At 69.7% G+C, this 26,286-nt stretch carries 22 protein-coding genes; 16 read left to right on the top strand and 6 right to left on the bottom strand.

Annotation, left to right across the window (positions count from 1 at the left end; all coding sequences use genetic code 11):
* Positions 1–73: 73 nt before the first annotated feature.
* From OG370_RS02365 to OG370_RS02355, 3 genes are all read right to left on the bottom strand, one after another.
* A complete protein-coding gene (locus tag OG370_RS02365) occupies positions 74–1,669 on the bottom strand; it encodes a carboxylesterase/lipase family protein (RefSeq protein ID WP_328460043.1) in 1,596 nt (531 codons plus the stop codon).
* Between the two features lie 85 nt (positions 1,670–1,754).
* Positions 1,755–2,429 (bottom strand): GntR family transcriptional regulator, encoded by a 675-nt coding sequence (locus OG370_RS02360; protein WP_328460041.1) that lies wholly within the window; start codon positions 2,427–2,429, stop codon positions 1,755–1,757.
* Between the two features lie 608 nt (positions 2,430–3,037).
* Entirely contained in the window at positions 3,038–4,024 is a 987-nt protein-coding gene (locus OG370_RS02355; RefSeq protein WP_328460039.1) for an ABC transporter substrate-binding protein, read from the bottom strand.
* Between the two features lie 1,264 nt (positions 4,025–5,288).
* Between OG370_RS02355 and OG370_RS02350 the strand changes: the two genes are divergently transcribed.
* The 15 genes from OG370_RS02350 to OG370_RS02280 all read left to right on the top strand — a co-directional run bounded on the left by OG370_RS02350 (position 5,289) and on the right by OG370_RS02280 (position 22,593).
* The gene (locus OG370_RS02350) at positions 5,289–6,092 is read left to right on the top strand and encodes an ABC transporter ATP-binding protein (RefSeq protein WP_328460037.1); all 804 of its coding nucleotides are present in this window, start codon (positions 5,289–5,291) and stop codon (positions 6,090–6,092) included.
* 9 nt (positions 6,093–6,101) lie between these two features.
* Complete coding sequence (locus OG370_RS02345) at positions 6,102–6,872, top strand: SRPBCC domain-containing protein (RefSeq protein ID WP_328460035.1); 771 nt, start codon at positions 6,102–6,104, stop codon at positions 6,870–6,872.
* A complete protein-coding gene (locus OG370_RS02340; RefSeq protein ID WP_328460033.1) occupies positions 6,856–7,710 on the top strand; it encodes an HpcH/HpaI aldolase family protein in 855 nt (284 codons plus the stop codon). Before OG370_RS02345 ends, OG370_RS02340 begins: the two co-directional genes overlap by 17 nt.
* Before the next feature lie 124 nt (positions 7,711–7,834).
* Positions 7,835–8,974: an amidohydrolase family protein gene (locus tag OG370_RS02335; RefSeq protein ID WP_328460031.1), complete on the top strand. Its 1,140-nt coding sequence runs from the start codon at positions 7,835–7,837 to the stop codon at positions 8,972–8,974.
* Positions 8,971–10,623: a thiamine pyrophosphate-binding protein gene (locus OG370_RS02330; protein ID WP_328460029.1), complete on the top strand. Its 1,653-nt coding sequence runs from the start codon at positions 8,971–8,973 to the stop codon at positions 10,621–10,623. The genes OG370_RS02335 and OG370_RS02330 overlap by 4 nt, the downstream gene beginning before the upstream one ends.
* A complete protein-coding gene (locus OG370_RS02325) occupies positions 10,623–11,516 on the top strand; it encodes an ABC transporter substrate-binding protein (RefSeq protein WP_328460027.1) in 894 nt (297 codons plus the stop codon). The genes OG370_RS02330 and OG370_RS02325 overlap by 1 nt, the downstream gene beginning before the upstream one ends.
* A 45-nt stretch (positions 11,517–11,561) precedes the next feature.
* Entirely contained in the window at positions 11,562–12,776 is a 1,215-nt protein-coding gene (locus tag OG370_RS02320; RefSeq protein ID WP_328460025.1) for a DUF3500 domain-containing protein, read from the top strand.
* A 17-nt stretch (positions 12,777–12,793) separates the two neighbouring features.
* The gene (locus tag OG370_RS02315; RefSeq protein WP_328460023.1) at positions 12,794–13,660 is read left to right on the top strand and encodes a hypothetical protein; all 867 of its coding nucleotides are present in this window, start codon (positions 12,794–12,796) and stop codon (positions 13,658–13,660) included.
* A gap of 53 nt (positions 13,661–13,713) precedes the next feature.
* On the top strand, positions 13,714–14,724 hold the full coding sequence (locus OG370_RS02310; protein ID WP_328460021.1) for an ABC transporter substrate-binding protein: 1,011 nt from the start codon (positions 13,714–13,716) through the stop codon (positions 14,722–14,724).
* Between the two features lie 81 nt (positions 14,725–14,805).
* A complete protein-coding gene (locus OG370_RS02305; RefSeq protein WP_328460019.1) occupies positions 14,806–15,666 on the top strand; it encodes an amidohydrolase family protein in 861 nt (286 codons plus the stop codon).
* Between the two features lie 77 nt (positions 15,667–15,743).
* On the top strand, positions 15,744–16,412 hold the full coding sequence (locus OG370_RS02300; protein ID WP_328460017.1) for a GntR family transcriptional regulator: 669 nt from the start codon (positions 15,744–15,746) through the stop codon (positions 16,410–16,412).
* 180 nt (positions 16,413–16,592) lie between these two features.
* Positions 16,593–17,702, top strand: coding sequence for an ABC transporter substrate-binding protein (locus OG370_RS02295; RefSeq protein WP_328460015.1), 1,110 nt, complete (start codon positions 16,593–16,595; stop codon positions 17,700–17,702).
* A 38-nt stretch (positions 17,703–17,740) separates the two neighbouring features.
* The gene (locus OG370_RS02290) at positions 17,741–18,613 is read left to right on the top strand and encodes an ABC transporter permease (protein WP_443060602.1); all 873 of its coding nucleotides are present in this window, start codon (positions 17,741–17,743) and stop codon (positions 18,611–18,613) included.
* 106 nt (positions 18,614–18,719) lie between these two features.
* Entirely contained in the window at positions 18,720–20,006 is a 1,287-nt protein-coding gene (locus tag OG370_RS02285) for a lactonase family protein (RefSeq protein WP_328460011.1), read from the top strand.
* A gap of 514 nt (positions 20,007–20,520) precedes the next feature.
* The gene (locus OG370_RS02280) at positions 20,521–22,593 is read left to right on the top strand and encodes a hypothetical protein (RefSeq protein ID WP_328460009.1); all 2,073 of its coding nucleotides are present in this window, start codon (positions 20,521–20,523) and stop codon (positions 22,591–22,593) included.
* An 86-nt stretch (positions 22,594–22,679) separates the two neighbouring features.
* Here the strand turns inward: OG370_RS02280 and OG370_RS02275 are convergent, their stop codons facing one another.
* Entirely contained in the window at positions 22,680–23,225 is a 546-nt protein-coding gene (locus OG370_RS02275) for an ATP-binding cassette domain-containing protein (RefSeq protein WP_328460007.1), read from the bottom strand.
* Positions 23,226–23,343: 118 nt separating this feature from the next.
* Between OG370_RS02275 and OG370_RS02270 the strand changes: the two genes are divergently transcribed.
* The gene (locus tag OG370_RS02270; protein WP_328460005.1) at positions 23,344–23,961 is read left to right on the top strand and encodes a flavin reductase family protein; all 618 of its coding nucleotides are present in this window, start codon (positions 23,344–23,346) and stop codon (positions 23,959–23,961) included.
* Here OG370_RS02270 and OG370_RS02265 read toward each other — a convergent pair.
* Positions 23,915–24,715, bottom strand: a complete 801-nt coding sequence (locus OG370_RS02265; protein ID WP_328473731.1) for a TVP38/TMEM64 family protein — start codon at positions 24,713–24,715, stop codon at positions 23,915–23,917. The genes OG370_RS02270 and OG370_RS02265 overlap by 47 nt on opposite strands.
* Before the next feature lie 207 nt (positions 24,716–24,922).
* Positions 24,923–26,137, bottom strand: a complete 1,215-nt coding sequence (locus OG370_RS02260) for an MFS transporter (RefSeq protein WP_328460003.1) — start codon at positions 26,135–26,137, stop codon at positions 24,923–24,925.
* Positions 26,138–26,286: the final 149 nt, after the last annotated feature.

Here is a 26,286-nt window from a genome sequence, read left to right as displayed (position 1 = left end):
GGTCTTCACCGATGGTCCTTGAGACTCGCCGTCTGTGGCCGCTACGTGGTCCAGCGGTGCGGAAAATTCCTGGTCACCAGGGTTTCTGGGTCCGGAAGAAGCGCTTCCAGAAGTCGAGCCGTGCCGGGTCGGCGATCGGGATGGGCGCGAACTGGGCTCCCAACTCCATCACCGTCGGGGCGTTGACCGAGTATGCAGGCCAGTGGGGCAGCCCGGGGCCGTTGGGGTCTCCGTTGGCGGCGAAGTTGGCCCAGTACGCGGAGACGACCGCCGCGACCTCGCGGTCCTCCTCCGTCCAGGGGGCGCTGATCGAGTCGAGGTTGTCGAAGACGAATTCGATCTCCGAGCTGTGTGAGGCGCGGCGTGGCTCCTGCCCCTGGGCGGGTGACGGGTGGGTCCAGAAGTAGGTGTAGACGGGCTGGGTCGCCCGTTCGGTCCACTGGGTGCCCCACAGATACGTGGATATCCGGGAGTTGTCGCCCACCGCCGTGTTGCTGGCCCGTGCCGCTTCGTCGTCCGAGCCGGCGGGATACAGCCGCAGGAACTCGTCGGCCATCGGTCCGAACTTGTGCCGAGCCGCGGCGACGAAGGCGTCCAGCGTCACGTGCACCGGCGGGGCACCCGGGTTCGGCGCGGCTGTTCTGCGCGCCCGGTGGCCGGCGAAGGTGGACTCCGGGACGGCGCCGCTTTCGTGGAGGTTGTTGCCGGCGAGGTAGGGGACGTCGTTCTGCTGTCCGGCGGCGTAGGTCCCGTCGTAGCCGTGGGGGAGGACCCAGCCGTCGATGACCGGGCGGAACAGCGGCGGCTTGCCCGTGCTGCCGCTGTCCACCTGTGTGTCGAAGGCGGGTCTGCCGTCGACGAGTTTCTGCCACGGAAGGGCGCGCAGGTCGGTGAGTGACCTCGCGCCGTGTTCCCGTGCGTACTTCTCCCCGGCCTGCTCGGCGTCGGACAGGGTCCGATAGGAGGTTGCCAGGTAGCGCAGCTCGGGATCGCGCGAGTGGCGGACGTGGCTCTGCGCGATGGCCCGGTGGAACAGCCCCTTGGCCAAGGGCGACATCGCGAGGAAGTTGACCGTCCCGGCGCCCGCCGACTGCCCGGCGATGGTGACCCGGCCCGGATCACCGCCGAAAGCCGCGATGTTGTCGCGCACCCAGCGCAGGAGCGCGATGCTGTCGAGGAGGCCGTAGTTGCCGGACACCTCGTGTGCGGATTCCTCGCTCAGCTCCGGCGTGGCCAGAAAACCGAAAGCACCCAAGCGGTAGTTGAAGGTCACCACGACCAGTCCCCGGCGGGCCAGGCCCTCCCCGTCGTACCGTGGGTGCGCGCCGGTGCCGGCCCGGAACCCCCCGCCGTAGATCCAGACCAGCACGGGCAGTGGTCCGCTGCATGACGCGTTCGTCGGCGTCCACACGTTGAGGTACAGGCAGTCCTCGCTCATGGGCAGGTCGATGCCGGCCCTGGACGCGTCGCGTGGCGACTGTGGGCACATCGGTGCGAAGGCACCTGCCCTGAGCAGTTCCTGCCCATGAGCCGGCGGCTCGGGAGGCCGCCACCGCAGTGGACCGACCGGAGGCGCGGCGTAAGGGATGCCTCGGTAGACCGTGATCGAGCGGTCCCGGCCGTATATGCCTTCGACCTGGCCGGACTCGGTCTCCACTGGTGCGGTCATGTATCGCTCTCTGCTGGACGAAGACGAGGTGGGCGTCCCACTGCGGAGACCCCCAGGGGGCGTTCGCAGCGGACCGGCCCGGGACTCACTTGAGGACGAGCGCGTGCCGGGCTGTGGCCACGTGGTGGCGCATGGCGGCGGTGGCCGCTGCCGTGTTGCGGGTGACGATGGCCAGCAGGATGGCCTGGTGCTCCTCGTAGGAGCCGGCCCGCGGGTGGTGAGCGGAGAGGTTGCGGTACTGGCGCATCACCAGCGGGTACAGCAGGGTGTCGTAGGCGCGCGCCAATGTGTACTGGTGAGCGGCGTTCTTCACCAGCTGGTGGAAGCGGCGGTTGCCCTGCGAGTACGCCACCTGGTCGTCGCGGGAGTGGGCGTCGGCCATCTCTTCCAGGATGGCGCGCAACTGCGCGATCTCCTCCTCGGTGGCCCGCTCGGCGGCCCATCCCGCCAGCGCGGACTCCAGGGTCTCCCGCGCCTCCAGGATGTCCCGGGCCTCGTCGGGCGAGAAACTCCGTGTACGTACACCACGGTTGACCTCGCTGGTGACGTATCCCTCCTGCGCCAAGCGCGCGAGGATGGCCCGCATGGTGCTGCGCGAGACGCTGAACATCCTGGTCAGGTCAGCTTCGGTGAGCCGGGTGTTCGGTTCGATACTGCCCGACAGCAGCAGCAAGCGCAGTTCCTCGTACGCCTGGCTGGACCGGGTGGCGGACGACTTGTTCTCGTCCGCGACGTCGTCGTTGCTGCTTTGTTCCACCATGATCGCCTATGGATGTGAGAGGGGAGGACATTGCCGGGAGATGCTCGGTGAAACCGTGCAGGTTCCCGGGCCGCGCTGATCGCGACCGCTCGCGAGCGGCACCGAGGTCAGCGTAGGGGCGAAGCACGGTGTCGACGAGACGGTCCGGCCGTGCCCGCTCGATCGTTCGTCCGCGCCGGCGAGACTTCCTTCTGCGTCACATGTCCTCCTTGACCTGCCGCGGGAACGCGACACCGCACCATGTGCGCGGTGGTCGCGGCGTCCACCTTGTCGGTCGCGGTTCGGCTCCGTCCGCCGAACACACACAAGGATCGACCCACAACTCCGCACTTCACCCACGGGACCCCTTGGATTGTCCAACAACTCATCGCCAAGCGCAATACCAACGATGCACCGCGAGGTATCTCCCGGTAGCTCGCGACGTTCATGCGGGAGCGCGCCTGACGCCCGTGTCGGCAGGCGCACGATGGCCACACTCGCCAGTTCGTTGGACGTGTGATGACGCCGTTACGGACTGCTGCGAGTTGTTGGACAATGTTGGAAACCTCAGGCGTGGAGATCCGGCCTCTTCGGGTCCGGCCTCTTCCATCGACGACGCGCGAACGGCCCTACGGCAGGTACTTGTTGGTGAAGTTGTCGGAGGAGACGATCGCCGCTCCGGAGTCGAGCGCGTCCAGTGAGTTGATGAACGTCAGGGTCGTGATCCAGACCGACAGTTTCATCGCGTCGCTCTTGGGCCATTCGACCTGCGGGAGGCTGGCCTTGACGACCGAGGCCGACACTCCGGGCAGAGCCTGGTGCGCGACGTTCTGCACGGTCGCCGAGTCGAGGTTGGCGTTCATGTACGCCGTCGCTTCCTGCACCGCGGTGGCGAACTTCTTGGCGATGTCGGCGTGCCGGCTGAGGTAGCTGTTGCGGCTGACCACGATCTGCCCGTACCCGGCCTGCTCCTCGGACCAGGCCGGGACCTTGGTGGAGTCGGCCACCACGACGCCGTCGCCGGCGTCCTGGACCTGGAGGGGGGTCGGCTGGGAGGTGACGAACCAGTCGATCCGGTGGGTCTTCAGGGCGGCCTTGTCGGCGGCCGGGCTGGGCAGGGAGACCCACTTGACCTTGCCGGCGTCGACGCCGTACGCCTTGAGGAAGACGCCTGCCTCGCCCTTGGTGTTGGCGGAACTGGCGCCTCCGGTGGAACCGTCCAGGGCCTTGGCGACCTGGGCCGCCGGGGTGTCGGCGGTCAGCCCGTGCGCCTTGGCGAACTTGGTGCCGACGATGAGCCCGAGCGGGTTGCCGCCACCGTCCGCGGCGATCGCGGTTTCCGGGACGCGCCGGTCGACGGCGGACAGGAAGTCGGTGGGGCTGTCGTTGAGGAACTGGATCGAGCCGGACTGGAGGGCGGCGGTGCCGGTGGCGGCGGTCGTCGTCACGTACTTGACCTTCAACTTCTGCTTGCCGAAATAGCCGTTGGCGTCCGCCAGTCGGATCGGCATGTCGAAGATGTTGCCCGCGACCCCGACGCTGACCGTGGTCGTACCAGACGCATCAGCGGCACTCGCACCGCCGCACGCGGTCAGCGCCACTGCGCCGAGTGCCATGGCGCTTCCCATCGCGACGGCCCGAGCGGGCATCACGTCGGTGTGGGCATGGGGCGTGCCGGTGCGCGGGGTGAGTTCGCCTGTCCGTGGGGCCTGTCTGCCGGACTCGACGTCATCGGCGTCCGAGGTAGGACGTCTCATGGATTCTCCCAATCGCCACACTCACTGGGGCGGTGGCATAAGTGCTCTCGGCGGTTGCCGGTACGGGTCGCAGCAGGCGGGTTCAGTACCCGGATCGTGCGCAGGACCGTGCGGCTCGTCGCGGTTCACGCAGACGCTGATTGTCGTACAATATGTGGGAGAACGTAACACTGGCGAATCTCTCTCGCAACAACACCGCTCCAAAGCAACTCAGAAGAGGGGCTGGCCTTCGAGTGGTGGAGAGAATTGTTCGACAATGTCGTGTGCTGTCGTTGCCTTCCGGTGGTGATCCGACGACCGGCTCCCGCCAGGACCGCGTCTGCTGCCCGCGGGTGGCAGAGCTCCCGCCCCTGCTTCCGGGAGCTCGTCCCGGAAGCAGGGGCGGCGGGTCGGGTTCCTGCTGGCGAAATGCCGGCGGATGTTCGGCGGTCGCAGGAATTCGTCCACTCCGGTCGCCGACGGACTGCCGTACTGGCTCGGCGTCATGAGGTGTGTGGCGTGAGTGACGGACGCGATGCGTGGGCGCGGAGGGCGTCCGGATGTCGGCGAGTCGGTGAGCGACCGTAGTGGTGCCGCGATGCCGCCACAAGTGGCCTGTACAAGGAATGCGTTCGGGCCTGCCGGTGAACGTGCGGTCGGGCGGCTCCGTACGAAGCCGCCCGAGGCGTTGCCCGACGATGTCGCGTGCGGGGGCCGACGTCGCCACGTCGAAGCCGGCGGATGGGCGGGGTGCTTCCAGGCTGCCTCGTCTCCGGAAGGACTCGGATCGGTGCGTCGCGGCGGGCGGCGCCTTGAGCGGATTCGGTTGCGAGGAGTCGGCGGAGGGACGGCCCGTCGTTTTGTTCAACAGAAGGCAACATCCCCGATGCGGCCGCATGATCCGAACCAAGGATTTTCGTGCACCCTTCTTGAGCTGACGATTCGGCGGTGTTACGGTCGCTCGCAAGTTGTTGGACAATCCGTCAGTCGGGTTGCGTGCTCCCACTTCAGCGTGGGTGCCGCGCGCACCGGACTGCCGTGAGGGAGCCGAGCCGCAGCCAGCGGCATCCACCGCCGGGGCTGCTCGGACGCCGTACACACGAGTGCCGGATCGCCTCTCCCGTAGCCGGTCAAGGAGACAGAGTTGTCGACCAACCAGCAAGACCCCAGTGCGGAGGCGCTCCGCTTCGAGGACGTGACCCTGGAATTCCCCGGGAGTCACCAACCGGCCATCGAGGACGTCTCGTTCCGGGTCGCGCGGCGCAAGTTCGTTGCGGTGATCGGACCGAGCGGGTGCGGCAAGAGCACGATCCTCAACCTGGCCGCCGGACTGCTCGGCCCGACCAGGGGCGAGGTCCACTTCAACGGCGAACCCGTCACCGGCGTCAACTCCGAAGCGGCGTACGTGACCCAGAAGGCCAACTTGCTGCCCTGGCTCAGCGTGAAGGCCAACATCGGCCTGGCGCTGAAGTTCCGGAGGGTCCCCAAGGACGAGCGGAATGAGCGGATCGCGCACTGGATCAAGGTGGTCGGCCTCACCGGGTTCGAGGACCACTACCCGCGCGAGCTGTCCGGCGGCATGCAGAAACGTGTCGCCATCGCCCGCGCGCTGATCTACGACCCGTCCATCGTGCTGATGGACGAGCCGTTCGGCCCGCTGGACGCCATCACCCGGCTCAAGCTCCAGCAGGATCTGCTCAACCTGTGGGAGGAGCAGGAAGGCACGCTCGTCTTCGTCACCCATGACCTCAACGAGGCGCTCTACCTCGCCGACCAGGTGATCGTGATGTCCAAGGGGCCCGGGACGGTGCGCCGTGTCCTGGACGTGCCCTTCGAGCGGCCACGTGACATCGGCTCCCTGGTCGAGTCGCGTGAGTTCTCCGAGCTCTACAACGACCTGTGGAGCCTGTTCAAGTCGGAGATCGACCTGTCCGGCGCCTCCGCGTAAGGAACCGCAGTGATAACGATCAAGGAAGAGATCGACGTCCCGAGCCCGCGCAGCCGGGTCTGGGAGGTCGTGTCGAGCCCCTCGGACGTCGTGTCGTGCATCGCCGGGGCCGAACTCGGCGAGGCTCATGACGACGGGTCGTTCGACGGGGCCCTGGTGATCAAGTTCGGGGCGATCCGGGTGAAGTTCGCGGCCCGGATCACGCTGGACCTGGACCCGGGGGAGTTCGAGGGCCGTTTGTCGGCCCGCGGGGGCGACGGGCAGGGGGCGACGCGCTTCCGCGGCGATGCGACCTTCCGCGTGGTAGACGGTGCGGAGCCTGGCAGCGCGCGGGTGCTCATGGACGGCGAGGTGACCCTCAGCGGCAAGCTCGCCTCGCTGGTCGAGTCGGGCGCCGGCGTCGTGGTCTCCCGGATGACCAAGGACTTCACCGCCAAACTCATCGCCCTGTGCGGAGAGCCCGCTGCCGAGGCCGCCGAAGCCGCGGTCGCTGCCGCACCGGCCGGCTCCGGTGCTCCGGAAGGCTCCACCGTTCCGGCCCCCGTCGGCGCACCCGCCGCCGCTCCCGCCGGCCAGGAGGCGAGCGGCACCTGGCTGGGCAGGGTGCGTGCCTGGTTCGGCAAGTTGCTGGGCCGCAAGCAGAAGCCGTCGCGGTCACCGCAGTCGCCGCCCGCGCGACCGTCGGCTTCCGGCACGGAAGCCCCCGGCGCTCCATCCCCTCAACCGCAGCAGACGACGCAGACCGAGGAGGTCGGCAGTGGCAATGCCTCGGCTCAATAAGGTGATCGGCGCCCTCGAAGCGGGGCAGCACGTCTTCGCGTCGTTCGCCGCGGCCGACCCGTCCGCCGCCCTGGAGTTCGGCACCACCGGGTACGACGCCCTGGTGTTCGAGACCGAGCACAAGCCCTGGGACGTCCCGGCGCTGCGCGACAGCCTGCAGTACCTGCTGAACCGGCGGCAGATCTTCGGCGCCGACAGCGTGGCACCCGCGCTCACCCCGCTGGTCCGGATACCGGTCAACGGCGGCGAGAAGGGGCAGTGGCAGGCCAAGCAGGCGCTCGACCTGGGCGCGTACGGCATCGTGTGGCCGCACATCTCCACGGTCGAGGAGGCGTACAACGCGGTCGCCGCCTGCCGCTACCCGCGGCTGCCCGACCGCCCCCGCCATGAACCCGCGGGCTTGCGCGGTGACAGCCCGGCCGCCGCGGCCCGCTACTGGGGCATCTCCAACGCGGAGTACTACGCGAAGGCGGACGTCTGGCCGCTCGACCCGGACGGCGAGATCCTGGTGGCCCTCATGATCGAGGACCAGCTCGCCATCGAGAACCTGCCGGACATCCTCGACCAGGTTCCGGGTATCGGCCTGATCATCATCGGCGAGGGTGACATGAGCCAGGAGCTGGGCATCCCCCGTCAGTACGACCACCCGCTGATGCGGGAGTCCAAGCGCCGCATCCTCGACATCTGCGCCGCCCGTGGAGTCCCGGTCGGCCACCCCCATGTGACGGCCGACAACGTCAAGCAGGTACTGGACGACGGCTACCGGTTCCTGATGTCCATGCCGGTACGGACCTACCCCGGCCTGGAGCTGGGTCGGACGCTGACCGGCCGCGACTGAGCCGCACGTACCCGCGCCGCGTTCCGGCGGCGCCGCATTCCACATCCACGGTCCCGTGTCCCGCGGTCCCGCCCCTCGCCGTACGCGCGGTTAGGCGCTCGGCATGTTGAGTTTCGGAGTTTCCATGCATATCGACTGTCACGGCCACTTCACCACGGCCCCGGCCGCGTTGGGGGAGTGGCGCACGCGGCAGATCCGGGCGTTCGAGGAATCGGGCGCGCGGGTGTCGCCCGCCGAACTGCGCATCAGCGATGACGAGATCACCGAGGCCATCGAGAACGGGCAGTTGAAGCTCCAGAAGGAGCGGGGCACCGACCTGGCGCTGTTCTCGCCGGGCGCGGGCAAGATGGCGCACCACTACGGCGACGAGCAGACCAGCCTGGCCTGGTCGCACGTCAGCAACGACCTGATCGCCCGGGTGTGCGGGCTTTTCCCCGACCGGTTCGTCGGGGTGTGCCAGCTGCCGCAGTCCCCGGGCGAGGCGCTCGCCTCCTCGGTTCGCCGCAGCGCGGTGGAACTGCAGCGCTGTGTGGAGGAACTGGGCTTCGTCGGTTGCCTGCTCAACCCGGACCCGTCGGACGGCTACTGGCAGGCGCCGCCGCTGACCGACAAGGTCTACTACCCGCTCTACGAGAAGATGGTGGAGCTGGACGTCCCCGCGATGGTGCACGTCGCGATGTCGCGCAACTCCGCGATCCAGGGCACCTGCGCGCACTACCTCGGCGGCGACACCACGGCGTTCATGCAGCTGTGCCAGTCGGACCTGTTCAAGGACTTCCCGACGCTCAAGCTCGTCATCCCGCACGGCGGAGGTGCCGTTCCCTACCACTGGGGCCGCTACCGCGGGTTCATGCAGGACCAGGGGCGGCCGCCGCTGGAGGAGGCGGTGCTGCGGAACGTCTTCTTCGACACCTGTGTGTACCACCAGCGCGGCATGCAGCTCCTGGTGGATGTCGTCCCCGCGCAGAACATCCTCTTCGCCTCGGAGATGATCGGCGCCGTCCGCGGGGTGGACCCGGAGACCGGGCACCGGTTCGACGACACCGGCTACCTGCTGGACTCGCTGGAGTCGCTGAGCGAGCCGGACCGACAGGCGATCTTCGCGGGCAACGCGCTGCGGGTGTTCTCCCGGCTGCCCGCCGTCTTGGCCGCCAGGGGCATCACTGCCCCGGCCCCCACCCCCGCGTCCGCCCCGTCCCCCGTGCCCACCGGCTCGGGCCCGGCCGGCACGTCCGCCACCACCGCGAAGGAGTCCGGCAAGTGAAGGTCTACGAGGCGCTCGCCGAGGCGTTCGTCAACGAGGGCGCGAGCGACGTCTTCGGCATGATGGGCGACGCCAACATGCACTGGATGAACGCCCTGCACGACCGCGGCGTGAAGCTGTACGAGGTGCGGCACGAGGGCTCCGGCCTGGGCATGGCCGACGGCTGGGCGCGCACCGCGGGCCGGCCCGGGGTGGTCACCACCACCAGCGGCCCGGGCACCGCGCAGCTGGCCACCTCGATGATTGTGGCGGCCCGGGCCCGTACCCCGCTGGTCGCGTTCTGCGGCGAGACGCCGGTGGGCGACGAGTCGGCCGTGCAGTACCTGGACCAGCGCCGATTCGCCGCCGCCATCGAGTGCGGCTTCGTCCACGTCTCTCGGCCCGAACTCGCCGAGGAGGCCGTGCAGCGTGCCTTCTACCTGGCCAGGACCGAGTCCCGGCCGATCATGCTCAGCGCCCCGATCGACGTGCAGGTCATGGAGTACGAGGAGGCGGGCCCGTACGTCCCGTCCACCGAACTCATCGACACCGCGCGGCTGCTGCCGGACCCGGGCCGCGTGGAGCAGGCCGCGGCGATCGTCCAGGCGGCCAAGCGGATCGTGGTCATCGCCGGACGCGGCGCGCGCTCCTCGGAGTCCGGCGAGGAACTGCTGAGCTTCCAGCGGCGGACCGGGGCGCTGCTGGCCACCACGCTTCAGGCGAAGAACTGGCTGTGCGACGCGACCGAGTTCCACGTCGGGATCTCCGGGCTTTACGGCAACAAGGTCGCGATGGAACTGCTCCAGGAGGCGGATTGCGTGATCGCGGTCGGTGCCAGCCTGAACCACTACACCACCGAGCACGGCCTGCTCTTCCCCGACGCCACCTACGTGCAGATCGACACCGCGCAGAACGTGGTGATGGGCAACGGCCGGGCCGCCGAGTGCTATGTACGGGCCGACGCGCGCACCGCGCTCGCCGAGCTGAACCAGGCTCTGGAGCAGCGCTCACTGCAGGTGGAGGGCTTCCACACCGACGACGTGCGGCGCCGGCTCGCCGACGCGCTGGCGGAGCCGTCCGGCTACGAGACCGAGCCGGGCCGGCTCGACCCGCGCGAGGCGATCCGCGTGCTGGACGCCGCGCTGCCGCGCGAGATCGGGCTGGTGCTCGGCAGCGGTCACCAGACCGACTTCGGCACGATGCTCTTCCAGCGCTCCCGCGAGGTGCTGTCGAACTACGGCATGTTCGGCGCGATCGGCCAGGCCCCGCTGCTGACCATCGGCTCGATCGTGGCCGACGGCGGCCGCCCGGCCTTCGTGGTGGAGGGCGACGCCAGCTTCCTGATGCACCTGTCGGAGTTCGAGACCGCCTGCCGGTACGGCATCCCGGTGCTGGTGGTGGTGATGAACGACGAGGGCCTGGGCGCGGAGTTCCACAAGGCGAAGGCGAAGGGCCTGGACCCGCAGCTCGCGGTGATCCCGAACCCGGACCTCGGCCCGGTAGCGATCGCGCTCGGCGGCGCCGGCGCCACCGTCCGTACCGCCGGCGAACTGCGCGACGCGCTCGCGGAGTTCGTCCGCGACCCGCGCCCGACCGTGGTCGACGTGCGGATCACCCGGAACGTGCTGAGCGTGCCCTACCGGCGGCTGCAGTACGGCGAGGACGTGTGATGACCTCCCTGTCGGTCCTGCTGGGGGACTACCCGCACACCCGGCCGCTGAAGGACGGCACCGTCCCGGTCCCCGGGGTGGAGTGCGACTACGTGACCGCGTCGCCGCTGTACTCCGCCTTCGCCCGGATGGTCAGGAACCTGGAGTACGACGTCTGCGAGATGGCGCTGGCGACGTACTTCCAGGCCAGGGAGGCCGGCGTGCCGATCACACTGCTGCCGGTGGCGATGATCGGCGGCACCCACCACGCCTCGCTCACCCGCCTGCCGGACGGGCCGGCGCTCTCCCCGCGGCAACTGGCCGGCGCCCGGGTCGGGGTGCGCTCCTACAGCCAGACCACCGGCCTGTGGGTGCGCGGCGTGCTGCGCGAGGACTACGGCGTGCAGCCGTCGGACGTCACCTGGGTCACCACCGAGGAGCCGCACGTCGCGCAGTACCGCGAGCCGGACAACGTCCAGCGGTCGAAGGCGGCCAAGGTCGCCGACCTGCTGCGCGAGGGCGACGTGGCCGCGGCGGTGCTCGGCCCGCGCGCCATCGGCACCCAGGGCGTCGAACTCGTCCCGGTTCTGCCGGACGCGCCGGCCGCCGCGCAGGCGTGGATCGACCGGCACCGCACCGTGCCGGTGAACCACATGGTCGTGGTGCGCAACGAAGTCGCCAAGCGGCACCCCGAAGCGGTCGCCGCACTGGTGCGGGCGCTGCGCGAGACGATCCGGCTGACCGCGGACGAGCGCGACGACTCACCGGCCGGCCGCGTGGTCGCCGCCGGCTGGAGCGAGCCGCTACGGACGGCCGTCGAGATCGGCGCCCGCTACGCCCTGGAGCAGCAGGTCGTGCGCTCGGGGATCGACGTCGACCGGATCGAGAAGGAGGCCCCGTTCCTTGACGCGTGACGCAGCCGAAGCAACGAGCGGCCACGGAGACGAGATGGAGCAGCAGTGAACACGGACGGACTGCGGTACCGGCCGAAGGCGCCCACGCGCAAACCCGAGGTCTGGACACCGGACCTGCTGGAACGCGTGGAGTGGCGCAGGCGCGCGGCCGACGAGCCCTTCCGCGGCGTCGCCGACGTGTCCGGCGTACGCCCCGGCCTGTTCCCGCTGCACACCACCGGCGTGGACGTCAGCGGAGTGCGCCGCGCGGGAGGGGACTATCTCGCCGCCCTCAAGCCGGACCAGCTGGCCGAGGGCCGGCGGCCGATGGACGACGTGACCTGGCGGCACTGGGCCAACGGCGCCCGCTACTTCCTGCGGCACGGCGTGTGCCTGGAGGAACTCGACGACCAGGGCAGGCGGCTGGCGCTCGACGTCATCCGGTTCAGCCTCAGCGACTCCGGCTTCGCACAGGTCCTCGACCTGATGCACCTGAACCTGACGATCGGCGAGCTGCGCGGCGAGGAGGACCTGCTCAACGAGTGGCTGTACTGGTTCACCGTCTACGGCGACCCCGGCAAGGGCTCCGAGCCGTGGGGCTGGCAGCTCGACGGCCACCACGTCAACGTCAACTGCGCCTTCGTCGGCGACCAGATGGTGCTCACCCCGACCTTCCTCGGCGCGGAACCGGTCCACGCCACCTCAGGAAAGTACGCCGGCACGCATGTCTTCCGGCGCGAGGAGACCATCGGGCAGGAGCTGTTCGACAGCCTGACCGGGCGCCAGCGCGAGCAGGCCGTGACCGGCGAGGTGCTGCCGCCCGACCTGTTCGTCGGTGCCTTCCGGGACAACTACGAACTCAACTATCAGGGGCTGCTCTTCAGCGACCTCAATGGCCGGCAAGCCGAGTTGGCCGCCGAGATGGTCGGTTTGTACGTCGGCCGCGCCGGCAGCGGCCACGCCCGGGGCCGGATGGAGGAGGTGCTCGCCCGCCGGGAGGAGACCTACTTCTCCTGGATCGGCGACGGCGGCCCGGACAGCGCCTTCTACTACCGCGTGCACAGCCCGGTGATCCTCATCGAGTTCGAGCACCAGGCCGGCGTGATGTTCGACAACGACGTGCCGACCCGGCGGCACATCCACACCGTGGTCCGTACCCCGAACGGCAACGACTACGGAGCCGACCTGCTGCGCCAGCACCACGAGCGGCACCACCGGCACGGGCATGGCGACGGGCACGGGCAGCAGGACCGACACGGCACCGAGGCGGACCAGACGTGAAGCAGAAGGAGTCGAAGATGAAGTTGGTTGTGGGCCGGGACGACCTCGCGGCGGCAGCGCTGGGCGCGGCCCGGGAACGTGGGGCGGACATCGAGCGCCAGAACGTGAAGCCGGTGCACAAGGCATCCCGGGGTTTCGTGAACGACCAGGCGGTCGACGTGTGCGAACTGGCAGTGGTGACGCTGCTGCAGGCCGTCGCCTACGACAAGCCGGTGGTACTGCTTCCGGTCACCACGCTCGGCCGCACCCAGCACCAGACCCTGGTCACCATGGGCAACCTGTCGGTGAAAGACATCGAGGGCCGCAGCGTCGGCGTCCGCTCCTGGAGCCAGACGACCGGAGTGTGGGTGCGCGGCTTCCTCACCGAGCAGTACGGCGTGGACCTGCGCAAGGTGGACTGGACGGTGTACGAGTCCGGGCACGTCGACTCCTACCAGGACCCGTCGTGGGTGCGGCGGGCGCCGGAAGGGGCCAAGCTGCAGGCGGACTTCCTCGACGGCCGCCTCGACTACGGGGTCATGGGCAACGAGCTCCCGGCCGACGACCGTATCCGCACGGCCGTCCCGGACGCGCTCGACGTCGGCGCGCAGTGGACCGCGGACCGGGGATTCCTCCCCCTCAACCACGTGATCGGCGTGACCGCGGAAGCGGCCTCGGAGCACTCCGCGGCGATCGTCGCCATGTACGACGCGATGCGCGAGACAGCTGCGAAGGACCCGGGCGGGACGAACCCAGTGGGCTTCGAGGCGCTGCGCGGGCCGGTCAGCCTGGCCGCCCGGTACGCGCTGGAACAGGAAGTGCTCCCGCGACCGGTGGACTTCGAGGAGCTGCTGGAGCAGTCCTGCGTCGCCCTCGGCGTCACCCCCGCGCGCCTGGGCGGCTGAAGAAGCACCCCGGCACCACGTTCGCACGCACCTATCCGATTGGAAGGCAGGTCATGGCAAAGCTCTCGGTGGCCCTCGGAAACTACCGGCACGCCCAGGCGCTGGTCGACGGCAGCATCCCGGTGAACGGCTACGACGTCGAGGAGGTACGGGTCAGGCCGATCATCGGCGCCTACCGGCGGATGATCAGGGACCTGGAGTTCGACGTGTGCGAACTCGCCCCGGTCTCCTACCTGATGGCCCTCCAGGAGGACGTGCCGCTCACCGCGGTGCCGGTCTTCCTCAACCGCCGCTTCCACCACGGCGACATCCAGTGCGCCGCCGACTCGGGCATCCGCGTCCCGAAGGACCTGGAGGGACGCCGGGTCGGGGTGCGCGCCTACACCGTGAGCACCGGCGTGTGGGTGCGCGGGGTCCTGAGCAACGAGTACGGCGTGGACGTCGACAAGATCACCTGGGTGGTCGACGACGACGACCATATTGAGGGGCGGGCACCGGCGAACGTCGAACGGGTCACCGACGGCCGCTCACTGGGCGAGTTGCTGCGCGCCGGCGAGATCGACGCCGCGTTCACCGGCAACGCCGGTACCGGGCGGGCCGGCGCGCCCAAGGCCGGCTGGACCGCCACGGCCGAACCCACCGCCACCGAAGCCACCGCCTCCGGTGACGCGGCCGCCGACGAGGGCCCGTATCCGCTGTTCGCCGACGCCGACGTGCTCGGTGCCGACTGGTACCTGCGCACCGGGATCTACCCGCTGCACTCGGTCGTCGCGCTCCGGTCCGATCTCGTCAAGGACGATCCTGACCTGCCCACGGCGCTCTACGCGGCGCTGGCCGACAGCAAGCGGCGACAGGTCGCCGCTGACCCGGAGTGGACGGAACTGCCGCGGCTGGGCCGGCAGGCCCGGCAGGTCGGCGGCGACCCGATCCCCTACGGCTTCGAAGCGAACAAGGCCACCCTCCAGGCCCTGGTGCGCTACTCGCGGGAACAGGGTCTGCTCGAAGCGGACTTCCCCAGCGAACCCCGCCGGCTGTTCGCCGAAGGCGACTACCCCGGCGCCTGAGCCGACGCCGCCCCGGACACCGGCCCGGGGCCGCGTACCGCGACTGCCAGCACATCCCAAGGCGAAGGAAATCGGACGAACATGGATATCGTCGACACGCACTGTCACATCATCTCGCAGGACCTGGCGGTCTACCCGCGGGCGCCGATCGGCGGCAAGCAGTCCGAGTGGGCTGCCTCCAGGCCGGTCACCGCGGAGGAGATGGTCTCCCGGATGGACGACACCGGCATACGCCAGGCCGTCCTGGTGCAGGCCACCACCGCCTACGGGTACGACAACTCCTACGTCCTGGACAGCCGCAAGCGGTGGCCCGGCCGGTTCGTCGCCGTGGGCACCTTCGACCCGCTCAAGCCCGGGGCCGGCGCGCGCCTGGCGGACCTGGTCGGAGACGGGGGTCTCGCCGGGGTCCGGCTGTTCACCAGCGGCAGCACCGTACCCGAGCAGGGACAGTGGTTCGCGACACCGGAGACGTACGACTTCTGGCGGTCGGCCGAGGAACTGGGCGTCACCGTCTGCCTCCAGATGCGGCACGGGCCCGCGACGAAGCACCTGATCTCGGTGCTGGTGCGGTTCCCCGGGGTGCGCGTCCTGCTGGACCACATGGGCTACCCCGATATCGCCTCCTCACCCGCGGAGGCCGGCCGGGAGATCGCCGCTCTCGCGAAGAACCCCGGCCTGCACCTGAAGCTGACCCACCGGAACCTCGAACGGCTCCACGACGCCGGTGACAAGGCCGCTGACTTCCTCCAGCCGGTCATCGACTCCTTCGGCGCAGACCGGATCGCCTGGGGCTCCAACTGCCCTGCGGCGGAGCAGTCGTTGCCCGAACTTCGCAAGCTCGCCGAGACCGTGCTGGCCGACCTGCCAGAACAGGCACGGGCCGACATCTTCGCCGGCACGGCCCGCCGCCTCTACCCCGGCCTCGGCGTGGTCCACGACTGACCGCCTGGCACGCGGGCGTCCCGCCACTCACCGGACCGGATACGGGCGCCTCTCCCCTTCTAGACACGTAGGCGATCATGGTGCAGAGCGACAACGGCATCACCCACGACACCAGGGCATCCGCGACCCGGTACAGCCAGGCGTACGACGAACTGCGCTCGCTGCTGCTGTCAGGCAGCATCGAGCCCAACACGCGACTGACCGAAGCCGACCTGACCAGGATGTGCAACGTCTCGCGAGGGACCATGCGGGCCGTTCTCGTCCGCTTGGCGCAGGAGGGATACCTCACCAGCGAGGTCAACCGCGGTGTTCGCACCAGGATCTTCTCCCCTGAAGAGGCGAAGGACATTCTGGAGGCGCGCGAGACCCTCGAATCCGCGCTGGCCGGAAAAGCCGCGGAGCGGGCCACCCAGGACGAGATCCGCGAACTGCGGGCCACCCTGGAGGGAATGACGGACGCCCGGGCGCGAGGCGACCAGGCAGCGTATTCGCAGGGAAATCGCCGATTCCACCAGCAGGTAAAGGCCGCCGCCCATCAGATGACACTGTCCCGCGCCTACGACACCCTGCTCTACCCCCTCGTGATGCGCCAATATCGCAATGTCTCCGCCCAACATCCCAGGACCGGGTCGGTCGAAGAACACCAGACCATTCTTCTCGGCATCGTGACCCGAAACCCCGAGGCAGCCACCGCAGCGATGCGCCACCACGTCGCCACCGCTCGGCACGCACTCGTCCTCGGCTAGCGACGAGTTCAGCTATCCGATAACCGAAAGAGCATCATGCGCAATGGCGGTCAAGCGAAACGCGACGGTGGGCTCGTCGGACGGAACGCGTTCCGGGTTGATCCCCGTGGCGCACCCGATCCGACTCGCGTAGTGGAAGCGCTTCTTCCACGTCAGACAATCACGGTGACAGGAGATCTCATGACCCAGCACGACGCGGAAAGCCCCACCGCAAGAACCACCGGGCGGGCGGAGCACGGCAGCGCGGGGCCCACGCGCACCAGGGCCCGGGCCGGCGCCCGGTTTGTCGCGGCGGGCAGCGCCGTGGTGCTCTGCGCGGTGGCACTCACCGCGTGCGGAGGCGGCGGTACCTCCAAGAACTCCGACGGGACCACCACGGTCACCGTCGGGGTCGCGGGCAACATCTTCGACATGCCGATCCGTCTGGCCGAGGCCAACGGCTACTTCAGCAAGCAGAAGCTGAAGGTCAAGTACGTCACCACGACCGCCGCCACCGGAACTTCCGCGCTGGAATCGGGCTCGATCCAGTTCCTCAACGACAGCCCCACCGACTTCGTGTCGGCGATCGGCAAGAAAGTCCCGGAGACCGCGATCGCGGCAGACGGCGGCGGCAACCCGCTCGGCCTGATCGTCAGCACCAAGTTCGCCAAGGCGCACGGGCTGACCGCCGACACTCCGGCGGCCCAGGTCGCCAAGGCCCTGGACGGCTCGACCGGCGGTTCCAGCTCGGCGAACACCAAGGGCGAGGCGAGCGTCTTCCTCAAGGCGTACGGCGTCGACGCCGGCAAGGTGAAGTGGGTGTCGCTGCCCAGCCCGGCCGCCGACAAGGCCGCCTTGAAGAGCAACCAGATCGACTGGTTCGTCACCTCGCAGCCGACTCCGCTGGCCATCCAGGGCACCGGCGACGGTGTCGTGGTGGCCGACTCCATCAAGGTGACGGCCTGGTCCGAGCAAGAGGCCGGGTACGGACAGGTCGTGGTCGGCCGTAACAGCTACCTCTCCCAGCACGCCGACATCGCCAAGAAGTTCGCCACCGCGGTGCAGCAGGCGACGGCCTACATGAACGCCAACATCGACTCGGCCACCGTGCAGACCGTGGCACAGAAGGCGCTGCCCGGCGTGCCGGCGGCGGTCATCAAGGCCAGCCTCCCCCAGGTCGGGTGGCCCAAGAGCGACACGATGACGGCCGCCGACTGGACCAAGACAGTGACGTTCGTCAACTCGCTGGGGGCACTGACCCAGGAGGCGAAGGTCACTTCCGACAACTGGACCAACAAGTACCTGCCGTAGCACTGCCCGCTGGCGGCTGAAGAGACTGGAAGGAGCAGATGGTGGTGACTGCTACCCGTGAGATAGCGGAAAAGAAGGTCGGGACGAAGGTTCCGGCGGCAACCGGCAAGAAGGAGGCCGGCCGGTGGCGGGGCACCGTCCTGGTGGTGGTGCTGCGCCTCGCCGTGATCGCGCTCTGCCTGATCCTGTGGCAGGTGATGAGCGGTCCGGTGATCCCGGAGTACGCGGTGAGCAAACCGACCGACGTGTGGACGGCGCTTCACCACCTGCTCGGCTCGTCGCAGGGGTGGACCGACATCAAGACGACCTCGTTCGAGGTGGTGGTCGGGTTCGGCATCGGCGTGGCGATCGGCACCGTGATGGGCCTGGTGCTGGGCTCCTTCCCGCTCGCCGGGCGGGTGATGGAGCCGCTGGTCGCGGCCGTCAACGGCGTCCCCAAGATCGCGCTGGCCCCGCTGTTCGTGCTGTTCTTCGGGATCGGCTCCTGGTCGAAGATCTACATCGCCGCCACCGGTGTGGCCTTCGTGGTCTTCTACAACCTCTACTTGGGGCTGCGGCTGCGGGAGCGCGAACTCGTGGAGATCATTCAGGTGATGGGCGGCCGCAAGCACCACGTGCTCAGCTACGTGACCGTCCCGACGCTGGCCGCGCCGTTCTTCGCCGCGCTCAAGACCGGCGGTCCGCTGGCCATCCTCGGCGTCATCGGCGGGGAGTTCATCGCCTCGTCCGAAGGGGTGGGCCACGAGCTGTTCACCTCCGCGATGAACCTGGACGCCGCGACCGAGTTCGCCGGGTTGATCGTCCTGATGGCGATCACGTTGATCCTCAACGGCATCCTGGGCCAGTTGGACAAGTACGCCCTCAAGCGGCTCGGCCTGGCCACCCGCCACGCGTCGGGCCCGCGCCCGTAACACCAAGGTCCCTTGTCACGACGACTTCCCGCCTGTCAATCAGCGGCCCCCGGGCTGCCGAGCATTCCCTTCACGTGCATTCGAGATGCAAAGGAGCACTCTCGACATGTCTGGTTCCAGACCTGACTCGACAGACGTTTCCACGCCCCACTCCGGCCGCCCCACTCCGGCCGACCCGGTCGCCGGCAGATCCGGAGGTCCTTCCCGCCGCTTCGTCCTGGGATCGCTGGCGGCCACCGTCAGTGCCGCCGCGGCTGTGCCGCTGCTCGGCGCGATGCCCTCCGCGGCAGCGGCTCCGGCCAGGCGAGCGGCGGCGCCCAGGAGCGCCACGCGGGAACTCGTCTACTTCAACACCTGGAAGGGCACCCAGATCTACGGGGCCTGGTTCGACCCCGGCTGCGGCGACCTGACGCCGATCGGGCCGGTGGGCGACGCCAACGCCGACTGGGCGGTCACGCACCCGACGCTGCCGATCCTGTACGTGGCGACCATGGCGGTCGGCGGCGTCGTCGACACCTTCCGGATCGACCCGGCGAGCGGCGCCCTGACGAAGACCGGTGAGCTGTCCACCGGCGGCACCGGCCTGAACGGCGGCGGGGTGTCGTACATCGGCATCGACCAGCCGTCCAACACCCTGCTGGCCACGAACTTCGAGGACGGCTTCACCGCCGCCGTGCCGATCTCCCGGACCGGCGAGCTGGCCCCGCCCGCCTCGCTCGCGCAGGACACCGGCTCCGGCCCCAACCCCCGGCAGGCCGGCCCGCATCCGCACCACGCGGAGGTCGATCCGAGCGGCAGGTTCGCCCTGGTCGCGGACTTCGGCGCCGACCGCGTCTTCGTCTACCGCTTCGACCGGGAGACCCGCACCCTGTCCACGGGCGGCCCGGCCGGCCCGTACGCCTACGCGACGGCGGCCGGCTCCGGTCCGCGCCGGGTCGCCTTCCACCCCGACGGCCGCACCGTCTACCTGCTGAGCGAACTCAGCTCGGACCTCCAGACCCTCCAGTGGAACCCGGCCAGCGGTGAGTTGACGCAACGTCAGACAGTCGCCCTCGACGGCCCCGACTTCACCGGCGCGAAGAGCGCCTCCGACCTGGCGATCAGCGCCGACGGCCGCTTCGTCTACGCCGGCAACCGGGGCGAGAACTCGCTCATGGTCTTTGCCGTCGCCCCGCGGACCGACCTGCTCAGCACGCTCCAGAGCGTCCCCTGCGGAGGCACCACGCCCTGGGGCTTCACGGTCCATCCGAGCGGGCGGTGGCTGCTCGTTGCCAACGAGGCGAGCAGCACCGTCAACGTGTTCGGCATCGACCAGCACTCCGGGAGGCTCACGGACACCGGCACCTCTCTGGCCGTGCCCAACCCGGACTCCATCACCTTCTTCCGCCCCTGACACCGCTTTCCCGGGTGCTCGCGCGTCACTGCGCGGGCACCCCGGAAGCGCGCCCGCCGTGCAGGGGTTCCCGCGGTCGCTGCAGCTGCGGTGCCGGCGAGGGAGTGGCGCCGAAACGTTCGGGTGCATTCGTCCCTGTCGGCCATTCGCCTTTCCTGAACCAAGAAAGTAATTTCCTTCCGCCTGCTCGAATCACGCTCACGAAGTGGTCCCGAGCGGTTTTCCGCATGTCCGTGTGAAAACCTGTGGATGGTTCGCCCGGCGCAATAAATCCGACCGTTTCATTGACGGTGATTCAGGTGCGGAGTAGCGTCCCGCACGGCCTCCAGGAAAACACGGGTCAACCCGGTTCTGGTAGCGAGTGGTTGGCCGCCGGCCCAGGGAAAGGGCCACCCGTATTCCGGCGGTCTCTCATGGTCCGGCGGTCATGCCGGATTCGGCAGATCCTCTCTTGCCCCGGCATGTCCACTCAAGGTGAAGCCCGATCATTCAATCGACGGAAGCTGGAAGAGAAATGGGATCATCCGAGAAAAAGGGTATAGGGCGTCGCGCGTTCCTGGCCGCGAGCGCGGCCACCGCCGGCGCCGTGCTGCTGCCCAAGCCGTCCTTCGCCGTGGCGGCAGCCAGTAGCGGCAAGAAGGGTGTGATGCTGATGAACCGCATCGCGCCGTCGAAGTCGACCCTGTACATCGCGAACGCCGACGGGTCGAACGAGCGCCAGCTGCTGTCGGGCACCGACGCGGCGTTCGACCGGCACGCCAACTACTCGCCCGACGGCAAGACGATCTACTTCACCTCGGAGCGGTCCGGGGACGGCAACGCGAACATCTACTCCGCGAGCCTGAACGGCTCGGGCCAAGGCGTCGGTGTCACCTCCGTGATCGGTGGCCCCGCGGTGTACGACAGCGCCACCCTGTCCCCGGACAAGCGGACCCTGGCCTTCTCCTCCACCCGCTCCGCGGACCACCTGTCGCAGATCTGGTTGATGGACACCAAGACCGGCGCGCTCACCAACCTCAGCGGCACCGCGGCGCTGGCCGGCGACCCCAGCAGCCCCGACGGCCACTTCCGCCCGGTCTGGTCGCCCGACGGCCAGTGGATCGCGTTCTCCAGCGACCGCAACACGCAGTGGATGGGCCACGACAACGGCACCGGCTGGGAGCACACCCAGGAACTGAGCATCTATGTCATCAAGCCCGACGGCACCGGGTTCCGGCAGCTGGCGACCAAGCCCGGCTACTGCCTCGGCTCGCCCAAGTGGTCCCCGGACGGGCAGCGGATCGTCTACTACGAGATGACGGTGCAGAACACCTGGGACGCTCACCGCCCGGAGGACATCGGGATCGCCGAGTCGCAGATCGTCTCGGTCGACCTCGCCACCGGCACCGACCGCGTCGAGCACACCTCCGGCGCCAACCTGAAGGTCTCGCCGCAGTACGTCACCAACACCGAGATCGGCTACCTGCTCAAGAACGGCGCGGACGAGGGCCTGGTCTACGTCAATGGCTCGATCCCCAACCTCACCCGCGCCGGGGTACGTTCACCGTGCTGGTCACCGGACGGGAAGTCGGTGATCTACGAGAAGCAGGACTTCACCGTCCGACCCCTCGACGAGACCCTCTACAGCTGGGACGCGGACTGGGACTACCGCTTCTGCGACGTCTTCCCGGCCCTGTCGCTCCAGGGCAAGTTGGCGATCACCCAGAAGCAACTCGGCGCGGCCATGTCCGATGTCGTCACCATGAACCCGGACGGCACCGACCAGAAGGTGGTCTTCGACACCACCACCTCGGGCCTGGACCAGACGCTGGTCGCCGAGGGCCTGGCCGGCGCGTTCCGGCCGACCTGGTCGCCGGACGGCGAGTGGCTCGCGTTCGGCCTGGGCGGCTGGTTCCAGGAGCGCGCCGTCATGACGGCCGCGATCTGGCGGGTCCGCAGCGACGGCACCGGCGCGCAGGCGCTCACCGACAACTCCACCAACTCCGGCTTCCCGAGCTACTCGGCCGACGGGACCAAGCTCGTCTACCGGGTGTGGGGCGCGCAGAACGGCCTGCGCGTCCTCGACCTCACCACCATGACGACCACCGTCCTCACCACCGAGTCCGACAACCTGCCCGACTGGTCCCCGGACGACAGCCTCATCCTGTTCACCCGCAAGACCGCGCCGACCAACTTCGACGTCTGCACCATCAAGCCCGACGGCACCGGCCTGACCGTCCTGACCAGCAGCGGCGCGAACGACGGCCACGCGGTCTGGAACCCGGACGGACGCATCCTCTACAACACCGGGATGTACGGCTTCCGGGAGGAGGCCGCGCTGTACGACAACACCTTCCAGCCGTACGGCATGGTCATGGTCATGAACGCCGACGGCTCCGGCAAGACGATGCTGACCGACAGCCAGTGGGAGGACTCGATGCCGCTGTACCTCCCGCAGGCCGTTCTCACCGGCGGCGGCCAGGGCCAGTCCGGCGGGCAGAGTGGCGGCCAGGGCCAGTCCGGCGGTCAGGGCCAGAGCGGAGGCCAGGGTCAAAGCGGCGGCCGGTCCGGCGGCCAGGGCGGCAGCGGGGGCCGCGGCGGCAGGTGACCTCGTGCCGTGACAACCCGCGGTAGAAGCCCGTCGGCTGCTTCCCTTCGTCTGCGCGAGGAGGGGAAGCAGCCGACCGGCTCAGGTCACTGCTCGTCGCCAGGAGCCTTCCGGGCCCGCACGACCTCCCAGATCTTGAGCCGTTCGGCCCGCATGCTCTCGCGTGTCTGCCCGTCGAGACCGGAGAACGGTTTGTCCAGGAGCAGGATGTCGGGGTCCGCGGCCAGGGCGCGCGCGATGATGAACCGTTGCTTCATGCCGGCGGAGAGCTGATCGGGGTAGAAGCCCTCGAAACCCTTGAGCCCGGTCAGCGCGAGTAGGTCGGCCGCGATGCGCAGCCGCTCCTTCTTACCGCGTCCGGCGAGCTCCAGACCGTAGGCGACGTTGTCGATCAGGTAGACCTTCGCGAACGGGGCCCAGCCGAGTCGGGCGCGGGTGTCTTCGGCGTCGTCGTTCTGGCGTTCCACGCCGGCTTCCAGGCCGAAACGGTCGCTGGAGATCCGCAGGTAGGCGCCGGGACGTTGGGGCACGTAGGCGGAGAGCTGGTCGTAGAGGTTGAGGGTGATGCCCCGCTTGCGGGCGTGCGGGGGGATGGTGAGGTCGTCCCACGGGGACGGGGTGGTCGTGGACATGGGGCTCGGCTTTCGGTGCGTCGGTCGTCCGATACCGGGCACCTTCCGGAGAAGCACAGGTTTGGTCAGGCCGCGATCCCCTGGTGGGGGCGGAGGTGGGCGCGTGGATACTGGGCCCATGCGTATCGACTTCGATCCCGCCCAGCAGGACCGCAACGCGTTCTACCGGCTTCTGACCTCGGTGGTCGTGCCCCGGCCGATCGCGTGGGTGTCGACGACCGACCGAGACGGGGTTTCTGACAACCTCGCACCGCACAGCTTCTTCACGGTGTCGTGTGTGAGCCCGCCGATCGTGCAGTTCACGTCGGTGGGGCGGAAGGACTCGGTGCGGAATGTGGAGGAGACCGGGCAGTTCGTGGTGAACCTGGCGCCGGAGCACCTGTTCGAGCAGATCAACGCGACGGCGACGGACTTTCCGCACGGGGTGAGCGAGTTCGACGCGGTGGGGATCGCCCGGGAGCCCAGCGCGCGGGTGAAGCCGCCGCGGGTGGCGGCGTCGCCGGTGGCGCTGGAGTGCGAGCTGCACAGCACGCTCCGGCTGGGGGACTCGACCGTGGTGTTCGGGCGGGTGGTGTACGCGGTGGTGTCGGAGGCCGTGATGGTGGACGGGCTGCCGGACGTCCACGCGCTGCGGCCGTTGACGCGGCTGGGGAAGGACGAGTGGGGCACGCTCGGCGAGGTACTGGAGATCAAGCGGATTCCGCTGGCGGAGTGGCCGAACCCGCTGGGTCGTTGACGGCGGAGGGCGTGCCGGTCGTACCGGTCGTACTGGTCACACCGGCCGTATCGGGCGCGAGAGGTACGTCGGCCCCGCCGCCTTCGGCGCGTACGACCGCCGCACCGGGGCCGGTCGCCGTCCTGCGGGTACGGCGCCGGGCGTAGGCCGTCGCCGCCACCCCGGTCACCCCGAGGAACCCGAGCGCGAGCAGGAACGTCGGCGAGGTGGGCGACGCGGCCCGGGCGCCCGCGATCACGTACGCGGCGGTGTTGGCGGCGCTGCCCGCGGCGGTGGCGGTCAGGAAGGGCGTCAGGCGGATACGGGACAGCGCCGCCGCGTAGTTCGCGGCGGCGAACGGCACGCCCGGGAAGAGCCGCAGCGCGAGAGTGCTCCGGAAACCGTGCTTGCTGAGCTGGCGGTCCAGCGACAGCACGAACCGCCCGCGCAGCAACGGCCGTACGGCGTCGCGCCCGAGGAAACGGCCGAGCAGGAAGGCCAGTCCGGCGCCGAGCACGGTGCCGCCGATCGCCGCGGGCAGCCCGGCGTGGATGCCGTAGAGCGCGCCGGCGGCGGCGTTGAGCAAAGGGCGCGGGACGAAGACGACCGTGGCGACACCGTAGGCCAGCGCGAAGACCAGCACCGCGGAAGTGCCCGAGGTCTGGGGTGGCCAGCCCCTGGTCAGCAGCCGCTGCGGCTGCCACGCGACGGCCAGCGCGATCCCGACGGCCAGCACCGCGACCAGCACGCCGAACCGCGCCCAGGGCGAGAGCATCAGCCGCGAGCAGCGCACCACGGCCCGCGCCGCGGCTCTCCGTACACCCCGTACACCCCGCCCACCCCGCACATCGCGGGCGTCGCGGGCCTCGCGGGCGTCGCGGACATCTGGTCCGGAGGGCGCGGGCGTGAAGTCCGGCTCGGCTTCTGCCATTTGCCGAGCCTAACCGAGGTGGGGGCCGGCCATTGCCCCCGGAGTGCCGGGTCAGGCCGGCTCCTCCACCTCCCGCAGCGCCCGCGGCCCCCCTTCCGCGATCACCTCCGACGCCGTCACCTCCGCACGGCGGTCGAGCAGACCCGCGGTCACGGCGATACCGAGCCCGGCCACCGCGAGGACGGCGCCGACCAGGGTGGGCGACGTCCAGCCCCAGCCGGCCGAGATGGCCACGCCGCCGAGCCAGGCGCCGCCGGCGTTCGCGAGGTTGAACGCGGAGTGGTTGGAGGCGGAGGCGATGGTCGGGGCGTGCCGGGCCTTGTTCATGACCAGCATCTGCAGCGGCGTGGTGGTCATGAAGCCGACCGCGCCGAGGACGACGACCGCGATCGGCGCGGCGACCTTGGAGTGGGCCGCGAAGTGGAAGCCGACCAGGACGACGGCGAGGGCGGCGAGCGAACCGTAGAGGGTGGGGCGCAGCGCGCGGTCGGTGAGCGGGCCGGCGGCGAGGGCGCCCAGCGTCATGCCGATGCCGAACAGCGCGAGCAGGAGGGTGACCGAGGAGTCGGCGAACCCGGTGACCTCGGTCATCATCGAGGCGAGGTAGCTGTAGACGGCGAACACCCCGGCGAACCCGAACACCGCGGTGAGCAGGCCGAGTACGACCTGGGGTTCGCGCAGCGCCCGGATCTCCTGGCCCACGCCGACGTGCTCCTCGGCGGGCAGCCGCGGGACCAGCAGCGCGAGCGAGGCGAGCCCGACGAGGCCGATGGCGGAGACCACGACGAAGGTCGCGCGCCAGCCGAGGTGCTGGCCGAGCGCGGTCGCGGCGGGCACGCCGACGATGTTGGCGACGGTCAGCCCGAGGAACATCGCGGCCACCGCGCGGGCCCGGCGCTCCTCGGCGACCATCCGCGAGGCGACGACCGCGCCGACCCCGAAGAACGCGCCGTGCGGCAGCCCGGCGAGGAACCGGCCGCCGAGCAGCGTCCAGTAGCCCGGCGCGACGGCGGAGGCGAGGTTGCCGACGGTGAACAGCCCCATCAGCAGGAGCAGCATGCGCTTGCGCGGGATACGGGAGCCGAGCGCGGTGAGCAGCGGGGCGCCGACGACGACGCCGAGCGCGTAGGCGGAGACGAGGTAGCCGGCGGTGGGCACGGAGGTACCGAGGTCGCCCGCGACGTTGGGCAGCAGGCCCATCATCACGAACTCCGTGGTGCCGATGCCGAAGGCGCTCACCGCGAGGGCGAGGATGGCCAGGGGCATGGAGGGGTCCTTTACGGGAGCGGAACGGGGTGGGGCAGGACGGGGTGGGCAGGACGGGGCGGGGACGGGTGGGGCGGGGAGACGCAGGTTAAGTTCATCAACGGAACAAAGTGTCCCACGCTGCGAATTCCCGTACGTCACCAGCGGAT

It is taken from the genome of Streptomyces sp. NBC_00448 (genome assembly GCF_036014115.1).
Taxonomy (GTDB): Bacteria; Actinomycetota; Actinomycetes; order Streptomycetales; family Streptomycetaceae; genus Actinacidiphila.
The sequence above is the reverse complement of the archived record's forward strand: the minus strand, read 5'-3'. Positions and strand labels throughout refer to the sequence as shown.

Coding starts and splice junctions, on each gene's coding strand:
- OG370_RS02360 (WP_328460041.1), bottom strand. CDS start 2,429: ATGGTGGAACAAAGCAGCAACGACGACGTCGCGGACGAGAACAAGTCG.
- OG370_RS02265 (WP_328473731.1), bottom strand. CDS start 24,715: ATGCTCTCGCCCTGGGCGCGGTTCGGCGTGCTGGTCGCGGTGCTGGCC.
- OG370_RS02275 (WP_328460007.1), bottom strand. CDS start 23,225: ATGTCCACGACCACCCCGTCCCCGTGGGACGACCTCACCATCCCCCCG.
- OG370_RS02365 (WP_328460043.1), bottom strand. CDS start 1,669: ATGACCGCACCAGTGGAGACCGAGTCCGGCCAGGTCGAAGGCATATAC.
- OG370_RS02335 (WP_328460031.1), top strand. CDS start 7,835: ATGCATATCGACTGTCACGGCCACTTCACCACGGCCCCGGCCGCGTTG.
- OG370_RS02340 (WP_328460033.1), top strand. CDS start 6,856: ATGCCTCGGCTCAATAAGGTGATCGGCGCCCTCGAAGCGGGGCAGCAC.
- OG370_RS02355 (WP_328460039.1), bottom strand. CDS start 4,024: ATGGCACTCGGCGCAGTGGCGCTGACCGCGTGCGGCGGTGCGAGTGCC.
- OG370_RS02315 (WP_328460023.1), top strand. CDS start 12,794: ATGAAGTTGGTTGTGGGCCGGGACGACCTCGCGGCGGCAGCGCTGGGC.
- OG370_RS02280 (WP_328460009.1), top strand. CDS start 20,521: ATGGGATCATCCGAGAAAAAGGGTATAGGGCGTCGCGCGTTCCTGGCC.
- OG370_RS02290 (WP_443060602.1), top strand. CDS start 17,741: ATGGTGGTGACTGCTACCCGTGAGATAGCGGAAAAGAAGGTCGGGACG.
- OG370_RS02270 (WP_328460005.1), top strand. CDS start 23,344: ATGCGTATCGACTTCGATCCCGCCCAGCAGGACCGCAACGCGTTCTAC.
- OG370_RS02305 (WP_328460019.1), top strand. CDS start 14,806: ATGGATATCGTCGACACGCACTGTCACATCATCTCGCAGGACCTGGCG.
- OG370_RS02260 (WP_328460003.1), bottom strand. CDS start 26,137: ATGCCCCTGGCCATCCTCGCCCTCGCGGTGAGCGCCTTCGGCATCGGC.
- OG370_RS02285 (WP_328460011.1), top strand. CDS start 18,720: ATGTCTGGTTCCAGACCTGACTCGACAGACGTTTCCACGCCCCACTCC.
- OG370_RS02300 (WP_328460017.1), top strand. CDS start 15,744: ATGGTGCAGAGCGACAACGGCATCACCCACGACACCAGGGCATCCGCG.
- OG370_RS02295 (WP_328460015.1), top strand. CDS start 16,593: ATGACCCAGCACGACGCGGAAAGCCCCACCGCAAGAACCACCGGGCGG.
- OG370_RS02325 (WP_328460027.1), top strand. CDS start 10,623: ATGACCTCCCTGTCGGTCCTGCTGGGGGACTACCCGCACACCCGGCCG.
- OG370_RS02310 (WP_328460021.1), top strand. CDS start 13,714: ATGGCAAAGCTCTCGGTGGCCCTCGGAAACTACCGGCACGCCCAGGCG.